General features: G+C 30.0%; 12 protein-coding genes. 5 read left to right on the top strand and 7 right to left on the bottom strand.

Annotated features, from left to right (window positions below; translation table 11 throughout):
- Window positions 1-113: 113 nt before the first annotated feature.
- Window positions 114-1199, bottom strand: coding sequence for a molybdopterin-guanine dinucleotide biosynthesis protein B (gene mobB, locus L992_RS13185; protein WP_052191816.1), 1086 nt, complete (start codon window positions 1197-1199; stop codon window positions 114-116).
- A gap of 22 nt (window positions 1200-1221) precedes the next feature.
- On the bottom strand, window positions 1222-2562 hold the full coding sequence (locus L992_RS10615) for a TldD/PmbA family protein (RefSeq protein WP_047384097.1): 1341 nt from the start codon (window positions 2560-2562) through the stop codon (window positions 1222-1224).
- 144 nt (window positions 2563-2706) lie between these two features.
- Between L992_RS10615 and L992_RS10610 the strand changes: the two genes are divergently transcribed.
- Together L992_RS10610 and L992_RS10605 are read left to right on the top strand one after the other, a co-directional pair.
- Complete coding sequence (locus L992_RS10610; RefSeq protein ID WP_047396171.1) at window positions 2707-4086, top strand: TldD/PmbA family protein; 1380 nt, start codon at window positions 2707-2709, stop codon at window positions 4084-4086.
- Between the two features lie 164 nt (window positions 4087-4250).
- Entirely contained in the window at window positions 4251-5531 is a 1281-nt protein-coding gene (locus tag L992_RS10605; RefSeq protein ID WP_081982882.1) for a dicarboxylate/amino acid:cation symporter, read from the top strand.
- Window positions 5532-5580: 49 nt separating this feature from the next.
- Here L992_RS10605 and L992_RS10600 read toward each other — a convergent pair whose 3' ends face one another.
- From L992_RS10600 to L992_RS10580, 5 genes are all read right to left on the bottom strand, one after another.
- Window positions 5581-6891: a YjiH family protein gene (locus L992_RS10600; protein ID WP_047396168.1), complete on the bottom strand. Its 1311-nt coding sequence runs from the start codon at window positions 6889-6891 to the stop codon at window positions 5581-5583.
- Between the two features lie 447 nt (window positions 6892-7338).
- Complete coding sequence (locus L992_RS10595) at window positions 7339-8535, bottom strand: Xaa-Pro peptidase family protein (RefSeq protein WP_047396166.1); 1197 nt, start codon at window positions 8533-8535, stop codon at window positions 7339-7341.
- Window positions 8536-8551: 16 nt separating this feature from the next.
- A complete protein-coding gene (locus L992_RS10590; RefSeq protein ID WP_047396163.1) occupies window positions 8552-10096 on the bottom strand; it encodes an AbgT family transporter in 1545 nt (514 codons plus the stop codon).
- A gap of 211 nt (window positions 10097-10307) precedes the next feature.
- Entirely contained in the window at window positions 10308-11162 is an 855-nt protein-coding gene (locus L992_RS10585) for a sugar phosphate isomerase/epimerase family protein (RefSeq protein WP_047384087.1), read from the bottom strand.
- Window positions 11163-11396: 234 nt separating this feature from the next.
- Window positions 11397-11843, bottom strand: a complete 447-nt coding sequence (locus L992_RS10580; protein WP_047384086.1) for a GNAT family N-acetyltransferase — start codon at window positions 11841-11843, stop codon at window positions 11397-11399.
- Between the two features lie 156 nt (window positions 11844-11999).
- Here L992_RS10580 and L992_RS10575 point away from each other — a divergent pair, with 156 nt between their 5' ends.
- The 3 genes from L992_RS10575 to L992_RS10565 all read left to right on the top strand — a co-directional run bounded on the left by L992_RS10575 (window position 12000) and on the right by L992_RS10565 (window position 16379).
- Entirely contained in the window at window positions 12000-12857 is an 858-nt protein-coding gene (locus L992_RS10575; RefSeq protein WP_197053420.1) for a PRD domain-containing protein, read from the top strand.
- 198 nt (window positions 12858-13055) lie between these two features.
- Window positions 13056-14924, top strand: coding sequence for a beta-glucoside-specific PTS transporter subunit IIABC (locus L992_RS10570; protein WP_156110688.1), 1869 nt, complete (start codon window positions 13056-13058; stop codon window positions 14922-14924).
- Window positions 14925-14948: 24 nt separating this feature from the next.
- Complete coding sequence (locus L992_RS10565) at window positions 14949-16379, top strand: 6-phospho-beta-glucosidase (protein ID WP_047396157.1); 1431 nt, start codon at window positions 14949-14951, stop codon at window positions 16377-16379.
- The last annotated feature ends 78 nt before the right edge of the window (window positions 16380-16457 follow it).

Here is a 16457-nt window from a genome sequence, read left to right as displayed (position 1 = left end):
GTAGCTCAGTTGGTTAGAGCGCATGCCTGTCACGCATGAGGTCGCGAGTTCGACCCTCGTCACTCCCGCCATTAAAGAAATTTAAAGACGTATTTCTACGTCTTTTTTTTATTCTATAGATTTGTAATTTTTAAAATCTCTTTAAAAATAGAGATTGTATCTTTTAGATTTATAGATTTAGTTGAATCATTTTCTAAGATTTCAGCTGAATCACTCACATAAAATAAAAGATTAGTAGGATTTGCCGATGGTGAAAGAGAAACACCCTCTTTTAAAATCTCTATTTTAGGGAAAGGTTCGTGTTTGAAATCCTCTAACAATACAATATCAAAATCTTTAAAATAGCTTAAGTATTGGAAAAAATTATTATTTATTCGATCTTTCAGAAGAATGTAACTATTTTTAGAGAAAAGTAGGCTTCCCTTTGCGCCACCTTTATTATATCTATTTACATCTTTGTCTAAAGCACCCAAGTCATATTCAGGACTAAATTTTATAGTTCCAACTTTGTAACCAGCATCATTAAAATGTTTTAATAGTTCTTCAATCAACATAGTTTTTCCACTATTTTTTGCACCACAGATAGCTATAAAAGGTGTATGTCCTAGAAAAATAGAGTTAAATTTCAATTCTTCCTCAGTATCAATACTTTTTAGGAGTCTATGAGAGTCAAAGGTAGTATTACTTAAAGATATATATTTTACATTCAGCTCAGCTAAAAGATCTTGAAGTCTGTAGTTTTTATCCATAATAAGTCCTTCGATAGTACTCAAAGAACTTTTATTATAGATTCCAAATAGTGGATAAGTTTTCCCTTTGCTATCTTTAATTATTACAGCATCGTAGTCGTGTGAGGCAAATTGTAAAATAAAATCAACAAACTCTTTTGTAATATTTGGCATGTCACAAGTTGTAACAAAAATAAAGTCTGATTTTGTACTTAAAAGTCCTTGGTATATTCCTTCAATAGGTCCTGAGTTTTCAGAGCTATCAGTAACTATTGTTCCTCTAGGTATTAAAAAGTTCTGATTTTTATTTATTGAAACCATAATGTTTTCAAATTTTTCAAGATCATCAGTTATTTTTTCTAAAAAGGTTCTACTCTTGTCATATTTAAGTAGGGCTTTGTCTAGAAAGTTCATTCTAGAACTTTTTCCACCAGCAAGAATCAAAGCATCAATATTTTTAATTTTATCCATATATTTACCTCCCACGGTTATATTATGATGAAATACTTATATTTTTTATCAGGACTGAAGGAGAACCAACACCTGATAGATTAAACTTTAGATCACTTCCAATAAATTCAATATTTTTTAAAAGTTCAAAGAAGTTTCCAGCAGCTGTTATTTGGTTTAATGGTTTTGTAATAGCCCCGTTTTCTATAAGGAATCCCTCTGTAGCAAGAGAAAAATCTCCAGAGATAGAGTTTAATCCAGAGTGTAAACCAGAAAAACCAGTTATAAGTATACCGTTTTGAATTTTATTAAGAAGAGTTTCAAAACTATTTTCCCCTTTATTTAAGTAAAGATTAAATGTAGATATTCCCATAGTTCCTTTATACCCACCTTTAGCTGCATTTCCTGTAGTTTCAACACCATCTTTTTTACTAGTTTTAAGATTGTGTATATATGTTTTTAAAATTCCATTTTCGATTAAGTTTTTAGGTTTTGTTGGAACACCCTCTGCATCAAAAGGAGCACTTCCATAACCATCTTTGAGATGAGGATTATCAATAATTGTGACTAAAGGATTTGCAACTACTTCATTAAGTTTTCCTTTGAATTTTGAAACACCCTTTTGGACAGCTTCGGCAGAAAATATTCCACTCATAGAACCTAAGAGATCAGCAAAAGTATCATTTTCAATAATAATATCATACTCTTTACTTTCTATAGATACAGAGTTTAATTTATTTAAAGCTTTTGTAACAGCCTCTGTGGCTAATTTAATAGGGTCCATATCTGAGAAATTTTTAGCCACGATATAAGCGGCATCATTTTTTATAGAATCACCATCTTGAGCAACAACAGCTAAGTAAGTGTAAATTGAGTTACCTTTATGATATAAGTCTAAACCTTTGGAATTTTTTATTATATTTTCTCCCTTACCGCTTCCCATCATACAGTAATTTACACTTTTTATTCTGTTGTCCATCTCTAAAGCTGTCTTTTCAGCTTTTAAAAGAAACTCTATTTTTTCTTCAACAGAGATATCTTCTAAAGACGAACTGAAAGAATCTATTTTTTCATATTCTTTTTTCTCTCCGTAAGTTTCTATAACATCTAGATTTTCAATAATTTTACCGTTTGAAATTGCTCTTTCGATTAGAGGTAAGATATCCTCCTCTTCAAGAGATTCAGTATATGAGTATCCCATTTTCCCATCAACTTTAGTTCTGAAAGAGATTCCCATGTTTTGAGAGTTGCTATAAGTATCAACCTCTCCTTTGAATACTTTAATAGTTTCACTCTCTGAAGATGTAAAATAGATTTCAAACTCCTCTAATTTTAAATTTTCAGCAGTTTCAAAAACTTTATCTATAAATAATTTTGTTTCCATAAATTCCTCCAAAAATAGTAGTTAATAGGATTATACCCTTTAACTTTTAAAATATAAAGAGGAAATTCTAAAATTAAGCATCTTTCTAAAAAAAAAATCATGTGGTATACTCTAGTAAAATGGAATAAAAGGAGAGAAAGAGATATGATAGATAAGTTTTTAGTTGAAGATATATTAAATGAAGCTCTTTGTACTGGTGGAGATTTTGCTGAAGTTTTTGTTGAAGATAAAAGAGGAGATTCATTTTATTTAGTTGATGGAAAAGTTGAGCAAGCAATATCAGGAAAAGATTTTGGAGTTGGAATAAGAATATTCAAAGGAGTTTTTTCTGTTTATGCTTATACAAATGATATGAACAGAGAAAATTTATTAAAAACAGCTCAAAAAGCAGCAAAGGCTATAAAAGGAACAAAAGAGGATATTGTTATAAACCTTGTTAAGCAAGATATAGAGAATAGACATAAAATTGTTTTAGCACCCGGAAGCGTATTAAAAGATGATAAAATTTTAATTATGAAAGAAGCTTACGAAGCAGCAAAAAACTATGATGAGTGTATAAGTCAAGTTAGAATAAACTACGGAGATTCAACTCAAAATATTTTGGTTGCGAATTCTGAAGGTGTTTGGGCAGAGGATAGTAGAACAAGAAGTAGATTGGGAATAGAAAGTATAGCTTCTGATATGAATGATATGCAAACAGGATCATATAGACCAGGAGCAGCAAAAGGATTTGAGTTTTTTAAAGAGATAGATGTAAAAAAATATGCAAGAGAAGCTTCGAGAATAGCTAAAACTATGCTTGGTGCAAAATATGCACCAAGTGGAAAGATGCCTGTTATTATAGAAAATGAATTTGGTGGTGTTATTTTCCATGAAGCTTGTGGGCATGGATTAGAAGCTACGAGTGTAGCAAAAGGTCTTTCAGTGTTTGCTGGAAAATTAGGTGAAAAGGTTGCAAGTGATGTTGTGTCAGCAGTAGATGATGGTACATTAGTAAATGAATGGGGATCATCAAATATTGATGATGAAGGAACACCAACTAAGAGAAATCTTTTAATAGAAAATGGAATTTTAAAAGGTTATATGGTTGATAAACTAAATGGAAGAAGAATGGGAGTTGAAAGCACGGGAAGTGCAAGAAGAGAGTCGTATAAATATGCTCCAACTTCTAGAATGACAAATACATTTATTCTGAATGGAACTTCATCTTTAGAGGAGATGTTAGCTGGTGTTGAAAATGGAATCTACGCTAAATATATGGGTGGAGGTTCTGTTAATCCAAGTACTGGAGATTTCAATTTCTCAATAATGGAGGGATATTTAATAGAAAATGGAAAAATTACTGAGCCTGTAAGAGGAGCAACTCTAATAGGAAATGGTCCAGAAGTACTTCATAAAATCGAGATGGTTGGAGATAATTTATCTCATGGTCAGGGTATGTGTGGATCGGTTTCAGGAAGTATTCCTGCCAATGTGGGGCAACCGCGTGTTAAAATAAGTGACATCGTAGTTGGAGGAAGATAGGTTTTAAAGTTAAAGACAGAGAATTATTTCTTTGTCTTTTTTTATTTTTATTTTTTATGAAAATTATTTTTTATTTTTCTTGAAAATAAAACTTTTATATAATATAATGGATAAATGAAAAAATAAAAAATGATAAATAAAAAAAATAGTTGGAGGGAAACGAAATGAAAAAATTGAGTTTAAGTTTAACAAGCAAAATCTTTGTATCATTAGTTTTAGGTATTATAACAGGTTTAGTTCTACATCCAATGAAAGGAAATGCATTTGTAGAAACATATCTTATTAATTTTTTATTTAGTTTTTTAGGTTCAGGATTTATGAGAGCTATAAGAATGATAGTAGTTCCTCTAGTATTTTGTTCTTTAACGGTTGGAGCTGCAGGGGTTGAAGATGTTAGAAAATTGGGAAGAGTTGGAGTTAAAATATTAGCTTTTTATCTTGGAACAACAGCGGTTGCGATAACATTAGCTTTAGGATTAGGAAATATAATAAATCCAGGAAAAGGGATTGTACTTTCTGATATAGTAGCTTCAAAAGTTAGCGTAGGAGAAAGTAAGCCTTTCGTAGATATACTTCTTGGAATGATTCCTGTGAATCCTGTTGAGGCGATGACAAAAGGTGATATGCTTCAAATAATAGTATTTGCAATACTTTGTGGAGTTGGAATATCTCTTTTAGGAGATAGAGTTAAAACTATAAAAAAAGGCATTGAAGAAGCAAACAATCTTATGCTAAAGCTGGTTGAACTTATTATGAAGCTTGCACCTTATGGAGTTTATGGACTGATAGCTAAAACATTTACAACACTAGGATATGCAGCTATGTTACCTCTACTAAAATATTTCTTAGGTGTTATTGCAGCACTGATTATTCATTATTTAATTACTTATCAAGGTTTACTTGTTTTGGTTGCAAGATATAATCCAATAAAATTTGTAAAAAAATATGCTTCAACAATGGTCGTTGCATTTTCGACTTCTTCGAGTAATGCTACAATACCAACATCTTTAAAAGCTATGCAAGAAAATTTTGGAGTTTCTAAAAGTATTTCATCATTTACTATTCCTTTAGGAAGTACGATAAATATGGATGGAACAGCAATAATGCAAGGTATGGCTACAGTATTTATAGCGCAAGCTTATGGTGTTGAATTAACTATGGGAAATTATATAACAGTTATTTTTACAGCAACTTTAGCATCGATAGGAACGGCGGGGGTTCCTGGGGTTGGACTTATAATGTTAGGTATGGTATTGACTGAAATAGGATTACCTTTAGATGGAATAGCTTTAATAATGGGGATAGATAGACTTTTAGATATGTTAAGAACTGTTGTAAATGTTACTGGAGATGCTGTTTGTACTTTGATTGTAGCTAAGACAGAATCTGAAATAGTAGAAGTAGAAGAGGATAGTTTTGGAAGTGTAGAAGCAGAATCTTTATAAGATATGAGAAAAGAAGCAGTTCTAAATTTTGAACTGCTTCTTTATCTATTTAAAGAAAAATATATCCAAATATTGTTGCAAGAATTAAAGAAAAAATAACTCTCTGAATCCAAATTATAATTAAATCAGTTATTTTAATTTTTATATCAGTAGATAAAATACAAGGAATAGAAGCAGAGAAAAATAAAATTTCAGAGATAGAAACAATAGCAACAACATATCTTGTAATTAAGTTTTCTTGAGTAACAAACATTGCAGGCAGGAACATCTCCGCAATACTTGTAGATAAAGCTTTAGCTACTAATTCAGGATTATTAAAACCTAAAATTTTAGTAAAAGGAAGATATATATATCCCATAAAATCAAAAATAGGGGTATATTTAGCTAAAATTAATCCAAGAAGACCTATCGACATGATTGATGGTAAAATTCCAGCGGTTATAATAAATCCATCTTTATAATTTTTAAGAAATTGAGTTAAGATAGAGTCATTATTTTTTTTAGCACTATTAACTCCTGAAATTAAAGCTTTTTTAAATAGATTACCTTGAATTATTTCCTCCTCTTCAAATTTATTATTTTGATAGTATGTATTTGGAATTTTATTTAATGGAAAAATCCGAACTGTTATAGCTGTTACAAGAAAAGTTATAATGATACAAGTCCAGAAATAGAAGTTCCAAATCTCAGTTAAATTTAAAGTTTTTGCAACGACAATCATAAAAGTAGCTGAAACAGTAGAAAATCCTGTTGCGATTATAGCAGCTTCTTTTAAAGTATATTTTCCATCGGTATAAACTTTATTTGTGATAAGTAATCCGATAGAATATGATCCTACAAATGAAGCAACAGCGTCAATAGAAGATTTTCCAGGAGTATTGAAAATGGGGTTCATTACTTTTTCCATGAGTATCCCCATAAATTCAAGTAATCCAAAGCCTACAAGAAACATAATGAAAGCTCCACCAAGAGGAATAACAACGCTCAAAGGTGTTACAAGCTTGTCAAATAAAAAAGGCAACATATCTTTTTCAAATAAATAATCAGGACCAACATTAAAAAAAGTTAAAGTTCCAATTAATAATCCGAAAATTTTTATAGAGGTAAAAATAAATGTAGTCTTATTTTTTAGCCATTTTTTTTGTATAATAGGGTTAAGAGCACCGATTGCCATTAAAAATAAAACATAGATTTTAATAAAGTTAGGAAAACTTGAAACTATAAAACTTGCAATGTGATCTAAAGGAATAGTATTTTTATTTTTTAAAGTAATTGGAATAAAAAACATAAAGATACCAATAAAATTTAGAAAAAAATATTTTGTTAAATCTATTTTTTTTAAAGTTGTAGCATTACTCATCATATACCTCCATAATTAAAATTTATTATTATTTAAAAATACATTAATAAATTATATAGCTCAAAAAATCAAAAAAATCAAATTTATTTAAAAAATGTTTGTTTTTAGATTTTTAAGCTCTACAAAAGAACGTTTAAAATGAGTTTTAAAGGTCTTCAAAATGATTAATCTTTAATTTTATAAGAGATCAAAAAACCAAAGGTCTTAAAATCGATTTAAAAGGCTCGTTTTTTTGGAGAATATTTTCTTAAAACATTATAAATCCTCTCTAATTGAGTAAGTATATAAAAATAAGCTATTACCTTCAAAAAATGCAAATTTTTGATAAAATTTAAAACTAAAATACCTCTCTAATTGAGGTGTTATAGATAACAGAAATTAAGTATAATTTGTTATAAAAAAAGAGAAGAGAATCTCCAAATTTTGGAAATCCTCTTTTCTTTTTTGTTAAAAAATATATCCAGCTCCGAAATGGGGAGTTAAATTACTCAAAATTTCAGCTCCATCTTCAGTAATTAAAACCATATCTTCAATATTGAAACCACCTAATTTTTTTATATATAAAGGGACTTCAACACAAAGAATCATTCCTTTTTCAAGAACTCTTTCTTCGGAAGATGTTATAAGTGGTGCCTCCCAAGTAGAAGGCCCCAAGCTAATACTGTGTCCTAAATGTCCTCTTTCATACTGAGGATATTTAGTCTTAACACATTCAAATCCAATGTTGAATATATCCTTTATCTTAACTCCAGGTTTCATATTTGAAATCATCAACCTTTGTGCTTCAAATAGTTTTTCTTTAAGTTCAACAAGCATCGGATTTTTAGTTCCAACAATCCATGATCTAGCAAAATCTGTTGTATAAAATTCAAAAGGTTTATTAACTCCTCCATCATATTTAAAAACATCACCATCAGTTAATATTTTTTCAGAAGGTAAACCTAGGATACTTGCATTTTCGCCAATAGAAAACATACTCCAGCTACTAGGAAAAACATTTGTATTTTTCATTACATCATTTATATAAATTTCAGATAACTCCTTTTCCGTAATACCTATATTTAAATTATTCATAACTTTTAAAAGAGCATTATCTTGAATATTGATAAGTTCTTTAAAAATTAAAATCTCCTCTTTCGTTTTTACACTTCTTGATTTTACAAGATGGCTAGAGATATCTATAAATTCTGCATTTGGAAGTAAAGTTTGGAGTTGTGTGAAAAAATTAATTGGAACAAAATCTTTTTCTATTCCAATTTTAATATTTTCAGATAAATCCATTTCATTAATTATATGATTAAAAATTGTTTTCTTAGCATTTTTGACTAAAGTTTTATTTTCTGAGATCTCCTCTTCAGATTTAACACCAACCCAAGTGTCATAAGAAACAACTTGATAATCTTCATCTTTTAAATATTTAAGTACATTTTGATATTCATAATCCATAACCATAAGTTTAGTAAAAATATTTTTTGGATTAAAATTCATTAATATACAAGCCATGTTTGCCATTCTTGAAACGGTATGTTGGTGTGATGAATAACCTGAGATATAATAAAAATTTTCAGGTGATGAAATTAAAATAAAATCAAGACTCAACGTTGAAGAAACAATTTCTCTAAATTGTTTTTCTGTATCTCTCATAAAGAACTCCTTTTAATTAAACTAATGGAAGTGCTCCAGGTCCTAAAGGAAGCCCAAGCATATACCAAACTGCTAAAAGTAAAGACCATCCAATTAAAAATGCCAAAGAGTAAGGAAGCATTGTTGAAACTAAGGTTCCCATACCAGATTCCTCGTCATACTTTTGAGCAAATGCTACAATTAATGGGAAAAATGGCATAAGTGGTGAAACAATGTTTGTACTAGAATCTCCAATTCTATAAGCCATCTGAGTTAACTCTGGAGAAAGTCCAACTTTATAAAACATTGGAACAAATATAGGTGCCATCAAAGCCCATTTTGCGGTATCTACTGCCATGAAAATATTGATAAAAGCAGTAAAAGCTATAAAGCTTATAATTAAAGGAAGTCCAACAAATCCTGTTCTTTGAAGAAGCTCAGCACCCTTAACAGATATGATTGTTCCTAAGTTTGAATAAGTAAAGAATGCAACAAATTGTGCGGCAAAGAATATTAGAACAAAGAATCCAGAAAGTCCAGAAATACTTTTGATCATTAAATTTATAATATCTTTATCATTTTTAATTTTGTTAGCCCCAATTCCAAAAGCAATTCCAGGAATTAAGAAGAATAGCATCATAAAGAAAATAATTCCACTCATGAAAGGAGATTGCATGATTGCTCCTGTTTGAGGATTTCTTAAAATAGAGTTTTGTGGTAAAAGCATCATAAGTACAATAAAGATATAAATAACTAAAGATGTTAAAGCCCATTTTGTACCTTTCTCCTCTTCCGAAGTTATACTATCACTGTGAATGAATTTAGAATAATCATAAGCAGGTAATCTTGGTTCAACGATTTTTTCTGTAATAAAACCACCTATAAAAGTGATTAAAATTGTTGAAGCGATAGATATGTACCAGTTTCCTGTTGGATGTACAACATAGTTAGGATTAATCATAGCCATAGCTTGAGTTGATAGTCCTGCAAAAACAGGATCGTTAGTTCCTAAAAGAATATTTGCACTCCATCCACCAGAAACACCTGCGAAAGTTGCAGCTAGCCCAGCGATAGGATGTCTTTTAAAACTCATGAATAAAACTGCTCCAAGTGGAACAAGAACAACATATCCAGCAGATGATGCTACATTAGAGATAATTCCTAAAAACACAACAACATAAGCAAGAGCTCTACTGTGAGTTGAATGTGCAGCTTTTCTAAGAAGTGTACTTAAAAGTCCAGTTCCTTCAGCTACTCCAACCCCAAGCATAACAGTAAAAACAGTTCCTAAAGCAAAAAAACTAGTAAAATTACTAACAACTTTTGGTATCATAAATCTTATTCCATCAACACTTAAAATATTAATAGCTTTAACCGTTGATTCAACCATCTGTTGTTGTTTAGCATCAAACACTTCATATGTTACTTGAATACCAGCTTTTGTAGCAAGCATAGATGCAATTGCAACAATTAGTGTAAGAATAAAAAATATGGATGCAGGATGAGGAAGGGAGTTTCCAACCTTTTCTACTTTATCCAAATACTTTATGAAAAAATCCTTTTTATCGTTTGTTTTTTTCATTTTTAATACCCCCTCATAAAATATTTATAAAAAATATTATATCATCTATGTAAAAAAAATAAAATGTTTTTTTATAGAACAATTATTCAAAAAAATGAAAGACCTCTGTGGGGGGGACAGAGGTCTTTCGGGGGGGATTAAATTATTTTATTAACACTTTATTATAATATTTAGACCACAGGTTTTATAAAAAAGTTTTAAAAATAAAAAATTATTTATTTATTTTTAAAAAATCTATTGTGAAGTTGAAAACTTCAATATTTTCAGAGAGTACTTCAGCGATCATAGCTTTATCATATTCAATCTCTTGAAGAACATTAAAGATATCATCCCAAGGAAGATTGCATCCTTCAGCTTCCGGAAAACTATGAAGATCACATTTTCCATCATTGTCACTGACATGGGTATGTAATAAATAATCTTTAACATCATGTGTATATTCTATTAAATCCTGTCCTGATCTATGAGCATGAGCATAGTTCAAACAAATTCCAAAAGAATCTGATTTAATCTCTTTTATTAAAGAGATTAAATCTTTAGATTTTACACAAATTTCATTATCTAAAACAAGATTTTCAATAGCGATTTTAAGTTTGTAGTTATTTTTTTCAATTTCAGATTTGATAAAATCAAAAATTTCAAGACTTAGTTTTTTTATCTCACTTTTTTTACTATGAGCAATATCTAAAAGAAGTCTTTGTGAGACGAAACGATTATTTTTAGGAATATCCATTTGTCCAATTGTACCAGGATGTATAACGATTAAATCTATTCCAAAAGAGTTAGCGTAAGTCAAACACTCTTTAAGGTGTTCCTTTATAATGTATCTAAAAAATGGAATTCTACTACCAAAATCATAAAATGTTGGAAAATGTAATGAGAATTTTATATTGTATGTATTTTTTAAAAATTGAATTTGTTTTAGATACTCGTCTTCATATTCTTTATTTAAGCAATCATGTTTATACCAATTTATTTCTAGGTGTTTAATGTTATTTTTTTCAATAAAATTTTTGCAATAATCTTGAAAGTCATCTCTATATTTATAGTTAATACCAATGTTCATAAGTTTCCCTCCTTTATTTTACCTTGTTTTTTTAGCTTATCTTATGAGGGTTAAATAGAAATTAAAAAATGGTAAAAAAGAGGTAATTTAACTTGTTTTTTACAAAAAAGTGAAAGACCTCTGTGGGGGGGAGTACAGAGGTCTTTCGGGGGGGATTAAATTATTTTATTAACACTTTATTATAATATTTAGACCACAGGTTTTATAAAAAAGTTTTAAAAAGATTAAATTATTTTATTTTTTAACTAATAGCATATCAACATGTGGAATATCGTCTTCTAAATATACTTCAGAAATAGTTTTAAAACCAAAAGATGAATAGAATTTTTCTAAATAATGTTGTGCCCCTATAGTGATAGCGTCAACTTTTTCAATCTCAAAAAGTTGTTTTATAGCAGCTTCAACGATAAGTTTTGCAAGTCCTTCTCCTCTAAATTCCTTCGAAACTAGAACTCTTCCAAAAGATGAAGTTTCATAAGATATTCCAGCTGGAATAGTTCTTATATATGCAGCGATAGCATCATTCTTTTTTATCATAATATGTGTTGATTTATAATCTTTTCCATCTACGTCGTTGTAAGGACAATTTTGTTCTACTACAAAAACTTCTGCTCTCACTTTCAGTATTTCATAAAGTTCAGAAGATGAAAGTTCATCAAATTTTTTTATAACTGTTTTCATAAAAAATTTACACCACCTTAAAAAATATTTATTAAAGAATATTAGTTGATTATACAGGAGTTGAAATAAATTTGAAACAAAATTTTAATTTTTTTAAAAAAAAATATGACTTTTTTTTCTAAAAGTGTGCTATACTTTCGGAAAACAAATTTTTTTATGGAGTGGGGAACAGTGAGAATAAAGAAAATTTTGAATAATAATGTTGCAATTTCAGAAAATATAGATGGGCAAGAGATTATTGTTGCTGGTTGTGGAATAGCGTTTAAGAAAAAAATTGGGGATGAATTGGATGAGTCTTTGATAGAAAAAGTTTTTGTATCTTCAGATAATCAAACAAAGAAAAAAATACAAGTTTTACTGGATGAAATTCCGATTGAGTATATTAGAATAACTGATAAAATAGCAAGATATACAAATGAAGTTTTTAAAAAAGAGTTGAATGATATCACGTATATAGGGATAGCTGATCACATTTATAGATCAGTGGAAAGATTTATAACTTCTGGAGAGTTAGTAAATGGACTTTTGTGGGATATAAAAAGATTGTATAAAGATGAGTTTGAAGTTGGACTATATGCATTAGAAGTTATAAAAGAGGAGTTGAAAATTCAGATGCCTGAGGATGAGGCGGCTTTTATTGCGACACATATAATCAATGCTAAATTGAAAGAAACAATTCCAAATGTAATCGATATAACAAAATTGATAAATGAGATTTTAAATATTGTAAAATATAATCTATTGCTAGATTTGGATGAAGAGACTCAATCTTGTTATTATTTTATAAATAATATAAAGTTTTTAGCCCAAAAGGTTGTAAATAACAGAAAATCTAAAGATATTGGAGAGTATGATCAGGTGTATATTGCAACTACAAAAAGTTTTCCAAGAGAGTATTATTGCGTTGAAAAGATAACTGAATTCATAGAAAGAAAATATAAATATCTATTGAATATAGACGAAAGAGTCTTGTTAACTCTACAAATTGTAAAAATTAAGAACGAAAAAAACTAAAAAAGTTTGACATGCGAAAAGTAATGTGTTACTATAAGTTAAATTATAAAACAAACAAAAAAACATATAAAACAGGATTGTTACTGTAAGAAGGCAAAACCTAAGCGAGATAGAGATTTATTTTTCTATTTGCTTAGGTTTTTTATTTTCTATATCAGGCAAGACCCATTTATAAAAAATTAAATGGAGGAATGTGTTATGTATCAAGAGTTAGGAAAATTGATTTTAGAAAATGTTGGAGGAAAGGAAAATATTTCAAACGTAACTCACTGTGCAACAAGACTGAGATTTAACTTGAAAGAGTGTAAAAAGGTTGATGTCGATAAGATTAAAGTTGCAAAAGGAGTTATTGGAATAGCTGATAGCAATGGTCAGTTTCAAGTTATCATTGGAAGTGAGGTTTCAAAAGTTTATAAGGAGATTATAAAAATCATAGGAACTATTGAAACTGAAGGTAATTCTTCTGAGAAAAAAAGAGGGCTTGTAGGATTCTTTGAAGTAATCTCAGGAATATTTACACCGATTATCCCACCACTTACAGCAGCAGGAATGTTAAAAGCAGTTTTGGTATTAGCAACTACTTTTGGATGGTTAAATAAAGATAGTCAGACATTTTATATATTCAACTTTGTAGCGGATGCAGCCTTTTTCTTCTTCCCAGTAGTTTTAGGATATACAGCAGCAATAAAGTTTAAATGTAATCCATATATGGGAATGTTAGTCGGAGGGGCCTTAATCCATCCAAACTATTTGGCGCTAGTAAATGCAAAAGAAGCGGTTTATTTTTTAGGAATGCCTTTAAGGCTTGTTAATTATGCTTCATCTGTTGTACCAATTATAGTAATTGTTTATGTTATGTCTTTTGTTGAAGAGTTTGCAGATAGAGTTTCACCGAAGTTTATAAAGTTTTTCTCGAAGCCGTTATTAACAGTTTTAATAATGACACCTCTTGCTTTTCTTCTATTAGGACCAATGGGTTCAATTGCAGGGGAAGGATTAGCTTTAGGAGTGGAAAAAATAAATGGATTTGCTCCGTGGTTGATTCCAGTAATTGTAGGAGGAACATCACCGCTATTAGTTATGATAGGAATGCACTATGGATTAATTCCAATTGGGTTTAATGAGTTGGCAGTAAATGGATTTGATACGGTTGTAGGTCCAGGGATGTTAGTTTCAAATATTGCCCACGGAGGAGCAACACTAGCAGTAGCATTAAAAACTAAAAATGCAGATTTAAAGCAACTTGCTGGAAGTGCTGGATTTACAGCTTGTTTAGGAATAACAGAACCTGCTATGTATGGAGTTACAATGAAATTGAAAAAACCACTTATAGCAGTAATGTTAGGTGGAGGTTTAGCAGGATTATATTGTGGAGTTATGGGTGTTGTACGTTTCTCAACAGGGATTCCAGGTTTAGCATCACTACCAGTATTTTTGAGTGAAACAAGACCTATGAATATAGTTCATGCAGCAATAGCAGCAGTAATCGCCTTTTCAACAGCGTTTATATCAATGTTTATAATAGGGTTTGAGGATATTCCAAATGAAAATTCTGAAAGTGTTGAAGAGATTAAAGAAAATGAGATAAAAATTAAAAAAGAGATGCCTGTAGATGGGGTTATTCAAGTTAAATCTATAGCAAAAGGAGAGGTTATAGAGCTATCGAGTGTGAAAGATGATGCTTTTGCAAGTGAAAGCTTAGGAAAAGGTTATGCTATAGTACCTGAAATAGGGGAGATAAGTTCTCCAATTGATGGAGTGGTGAGTTCGATTTTTGCAACGAAACACGCCATAGGATTAGAGGGTAAAGATGGAACAGAGATTTTGATTCATGTTGGTATAGATACGGTAAGATTAAACGGAGAGCATTTTGAATCTTGTGTAAAAGAGGGAGATACAGTAAAAGCTGGTGATATCTTAGTAAAGTTTGATAGAGATACAGTTATGAAAAAAGGATTTGATATCTCAACTCCAGTTATAGTAACAAATTCAAGTGATTATACAGAAGTGGTAGTTTCAAAATTTGGAAAAGTAAATGTTGGAGAAAACGTATTGGCGTTAGCATAGAAAGCACTATATAGGAGGAGAGTTATGAAAAAAATAATACCAGAAAACTTTTTATGGGGAGGAGCTGTCGCTGCTAACCAATGTGAAGGAGCTTATTTAGAGGGAGGAAAAGGATTGTCTCCTGTGGATATATTACCTGGTGGAATTCCAGTAAGAAAAGAGGCTTTAGCAGATGTTAGAAAAACAATAGAAACAACTTATGACTATTATCCATCACATGTTTCAATAGATTTCTTCCATAGATATAAAGAGGATATAAAATTATTTAAAGAGATGGGATTCAAATGTTTAAGAACGTCAATTTGTTGGGCTAGAGTATTTCCTAATGGAGATGATTTAGAGCCTAATGAAGAGGGGTTAAAGTTCTATGATTCTTTGATAGATGAGCTTATAAAAAATGGAATAGAGCCAGTTATTACAATAAATCATTTTGATACTCCTTTAGAGTTGACAAAAAAATATGGCGGATGGAAAAATAGAAAATTGATAGAGTTTTATACTAGATATTGTGAGGTTCTTTTCAATAGATATAAAGGAAAAGTAAAGTATTGGATGACATTCAATGAGATAAATATGATTCTTCATATACCATCGTTTGGTGGAGGTCTTGTTTTTGAAGATGGAGAAAATAGAGAGCAATGTATGTATCAAGGAGCACACTATCAACTTGTAGCAAGTGCCTTAGCTACAAAAATTGGTCATGAGATAGACCCTGAGAATATGATAGGGTGTATGTTAGCAGCAGGAACTGTATATCCAAATACTTGTCATCCAAATGATATTTTGATAGCTCAAGCAGCAAATAGGGAAAATTATTTCTTTATTGACGTTCAATCAAAGGGAGAATACCCAAGATATTCAGAGAGATTGTTTGAAGAGATGGGAATAAAATTGGATATAACTGATGAGGATAGAAAAATTTTAAAAGAGAATACTGTTGATTACATTGGATTTAGTTACTATTCGAGTAGATTGAAAAGTGCTGATCCAGAGGTTATGAAAAATATAAAACCTGGAAATGCTTTTAAAACTTTAGGAAATCCATACTTAAAAGAATCAGAGTGGGGATGGACAATTGATTCTGTGGGACTTAGAGTGACTATGAACGATTTATATGATAGATATGGAAAGCCATTGTTTATTGTAGAAAATGGACTAGGAGCAGTGGATAAAGTTGAAGCGGATGGAAGTATAAATGATGATTATCGTATAGAGTATTTAAAACTTCATATTGAACAGATGAAAGAGGGAATCAAAGATGGTGTTGAACTTATAGGTTATACTCCTTGGGGATGTATAGATTTAGTTAGTGCTGGAACTGGTCAAATGAGTAAAAGATATGGGTTTATCTATGTAGATAAAGACGATAACGGTGTTGGAACTTTAGAAAGAAGTAGAAAAAAATCGTTCTATTGGTATAAAGATGTTATCTCAGCAAACGGAGAAAATTTATAGATAAAAAGAGGGTTTCCCAAATTTAGTGTAAATTGTAAAAATTGAATATATATATTTTACCTTCTTGGCTATTAATTT

Source organism: Cetobacterium sp. ZOR0034, assembly GCF_000799075.1.
Taxonomy (GTDB): domain Bacteria; phylum Fusobacteriota; class Fusobacteriia; order Fusobacteriales; family Fusobacteriaceae; genus Cetobacterium_A.
Note: the sequence above shows the minus strand (reverse complement) of the source record. Positions and strands in the feature narration are given on the sequence as shown.

Bases quoted from the DNA above. Each gene is read 5' to 3' on its own strand.
- mobB (WP_052191816.1), bottom strand. From the start codon at position 1,199: ATGGATAAAATTAAAAATATTGATGCTTTGATTCTTGCTGGTGGAAAA.
- L992_RS10570 (WP_156110688.1), top strand. From the start codon at position 13,056: ATGTATCAAGAGTTAGGAAAATTGATTTTAGAAAATGTTGGAGGAAAG.
- L992_RS10595 (WP_047396166.1), bottom strand. From the start codon at position 8,535: ATGAGAGATACAGAAAAACAATTTAGAGAAATTGTTTCTTCAACGTTG.
- L992_RS10565 (WP_047396157.1), top strand. From the start codon at position 14,949: ATGAAAAAAATAATACCAGAAAACTTTTTATGGGGAGGAGCTGTCGCT.
- L992_RS10585 (WP_047384087.1), bottom strand. From the start codon at position 11,162: ATGAACATTGGTATTAACTATAAATATAGAGATGACTTTCAAGATTAT.
- L992_RS10610 (WP_047396171.1), top strand. From the start codon at position 2,707: ATGATAGATAAGTTTTTAGTTGAAGATATATTAAATGAAGCTCTTTGT.
- L992_RS10575 (WP_197053420.1), top strand. From the start codon at position 12,000: ATGGAGTGGGGAACAGTGAGAATAAAGAAAATTTTGAATAATAATGTT.
- L992_RS10605 (WP_081982882.1), top strand. From the start codon at position 4,251: ATGAAAAAATTGAGTTTAAGTTTAACAAGCAAAATCTTTGTATCATTA.
- L992_RS10600 (WP_047396168.1), bottom strand. From the start codon at position 6,891: ATGAGTAATGCTACAACTTTAAAAAAAATAGATTTAACAAAATATTTT.
- L992_RS10590 (WP_047396163.1), bottom strand. From the start codon at position 10,096: ATGAAAAAAACAAACGATAAAAAGGATTTTTTCATAAAGTATTTGGAT.
- L992_RS10615 (WP_047384097.1), bottom strand. From the start codon at position 2,562: ATGGAAACAAAATTATTTATAGATAAAGTTTTTGAAACTGCTGAAAAT.
- L992_RS10580 (WP_047384086.1), bottom strand. From the start codon at position 11,843: ATGAAAACAGTTATAAAAAAATTTGATGAACTTTCATCTTCTGAACTT.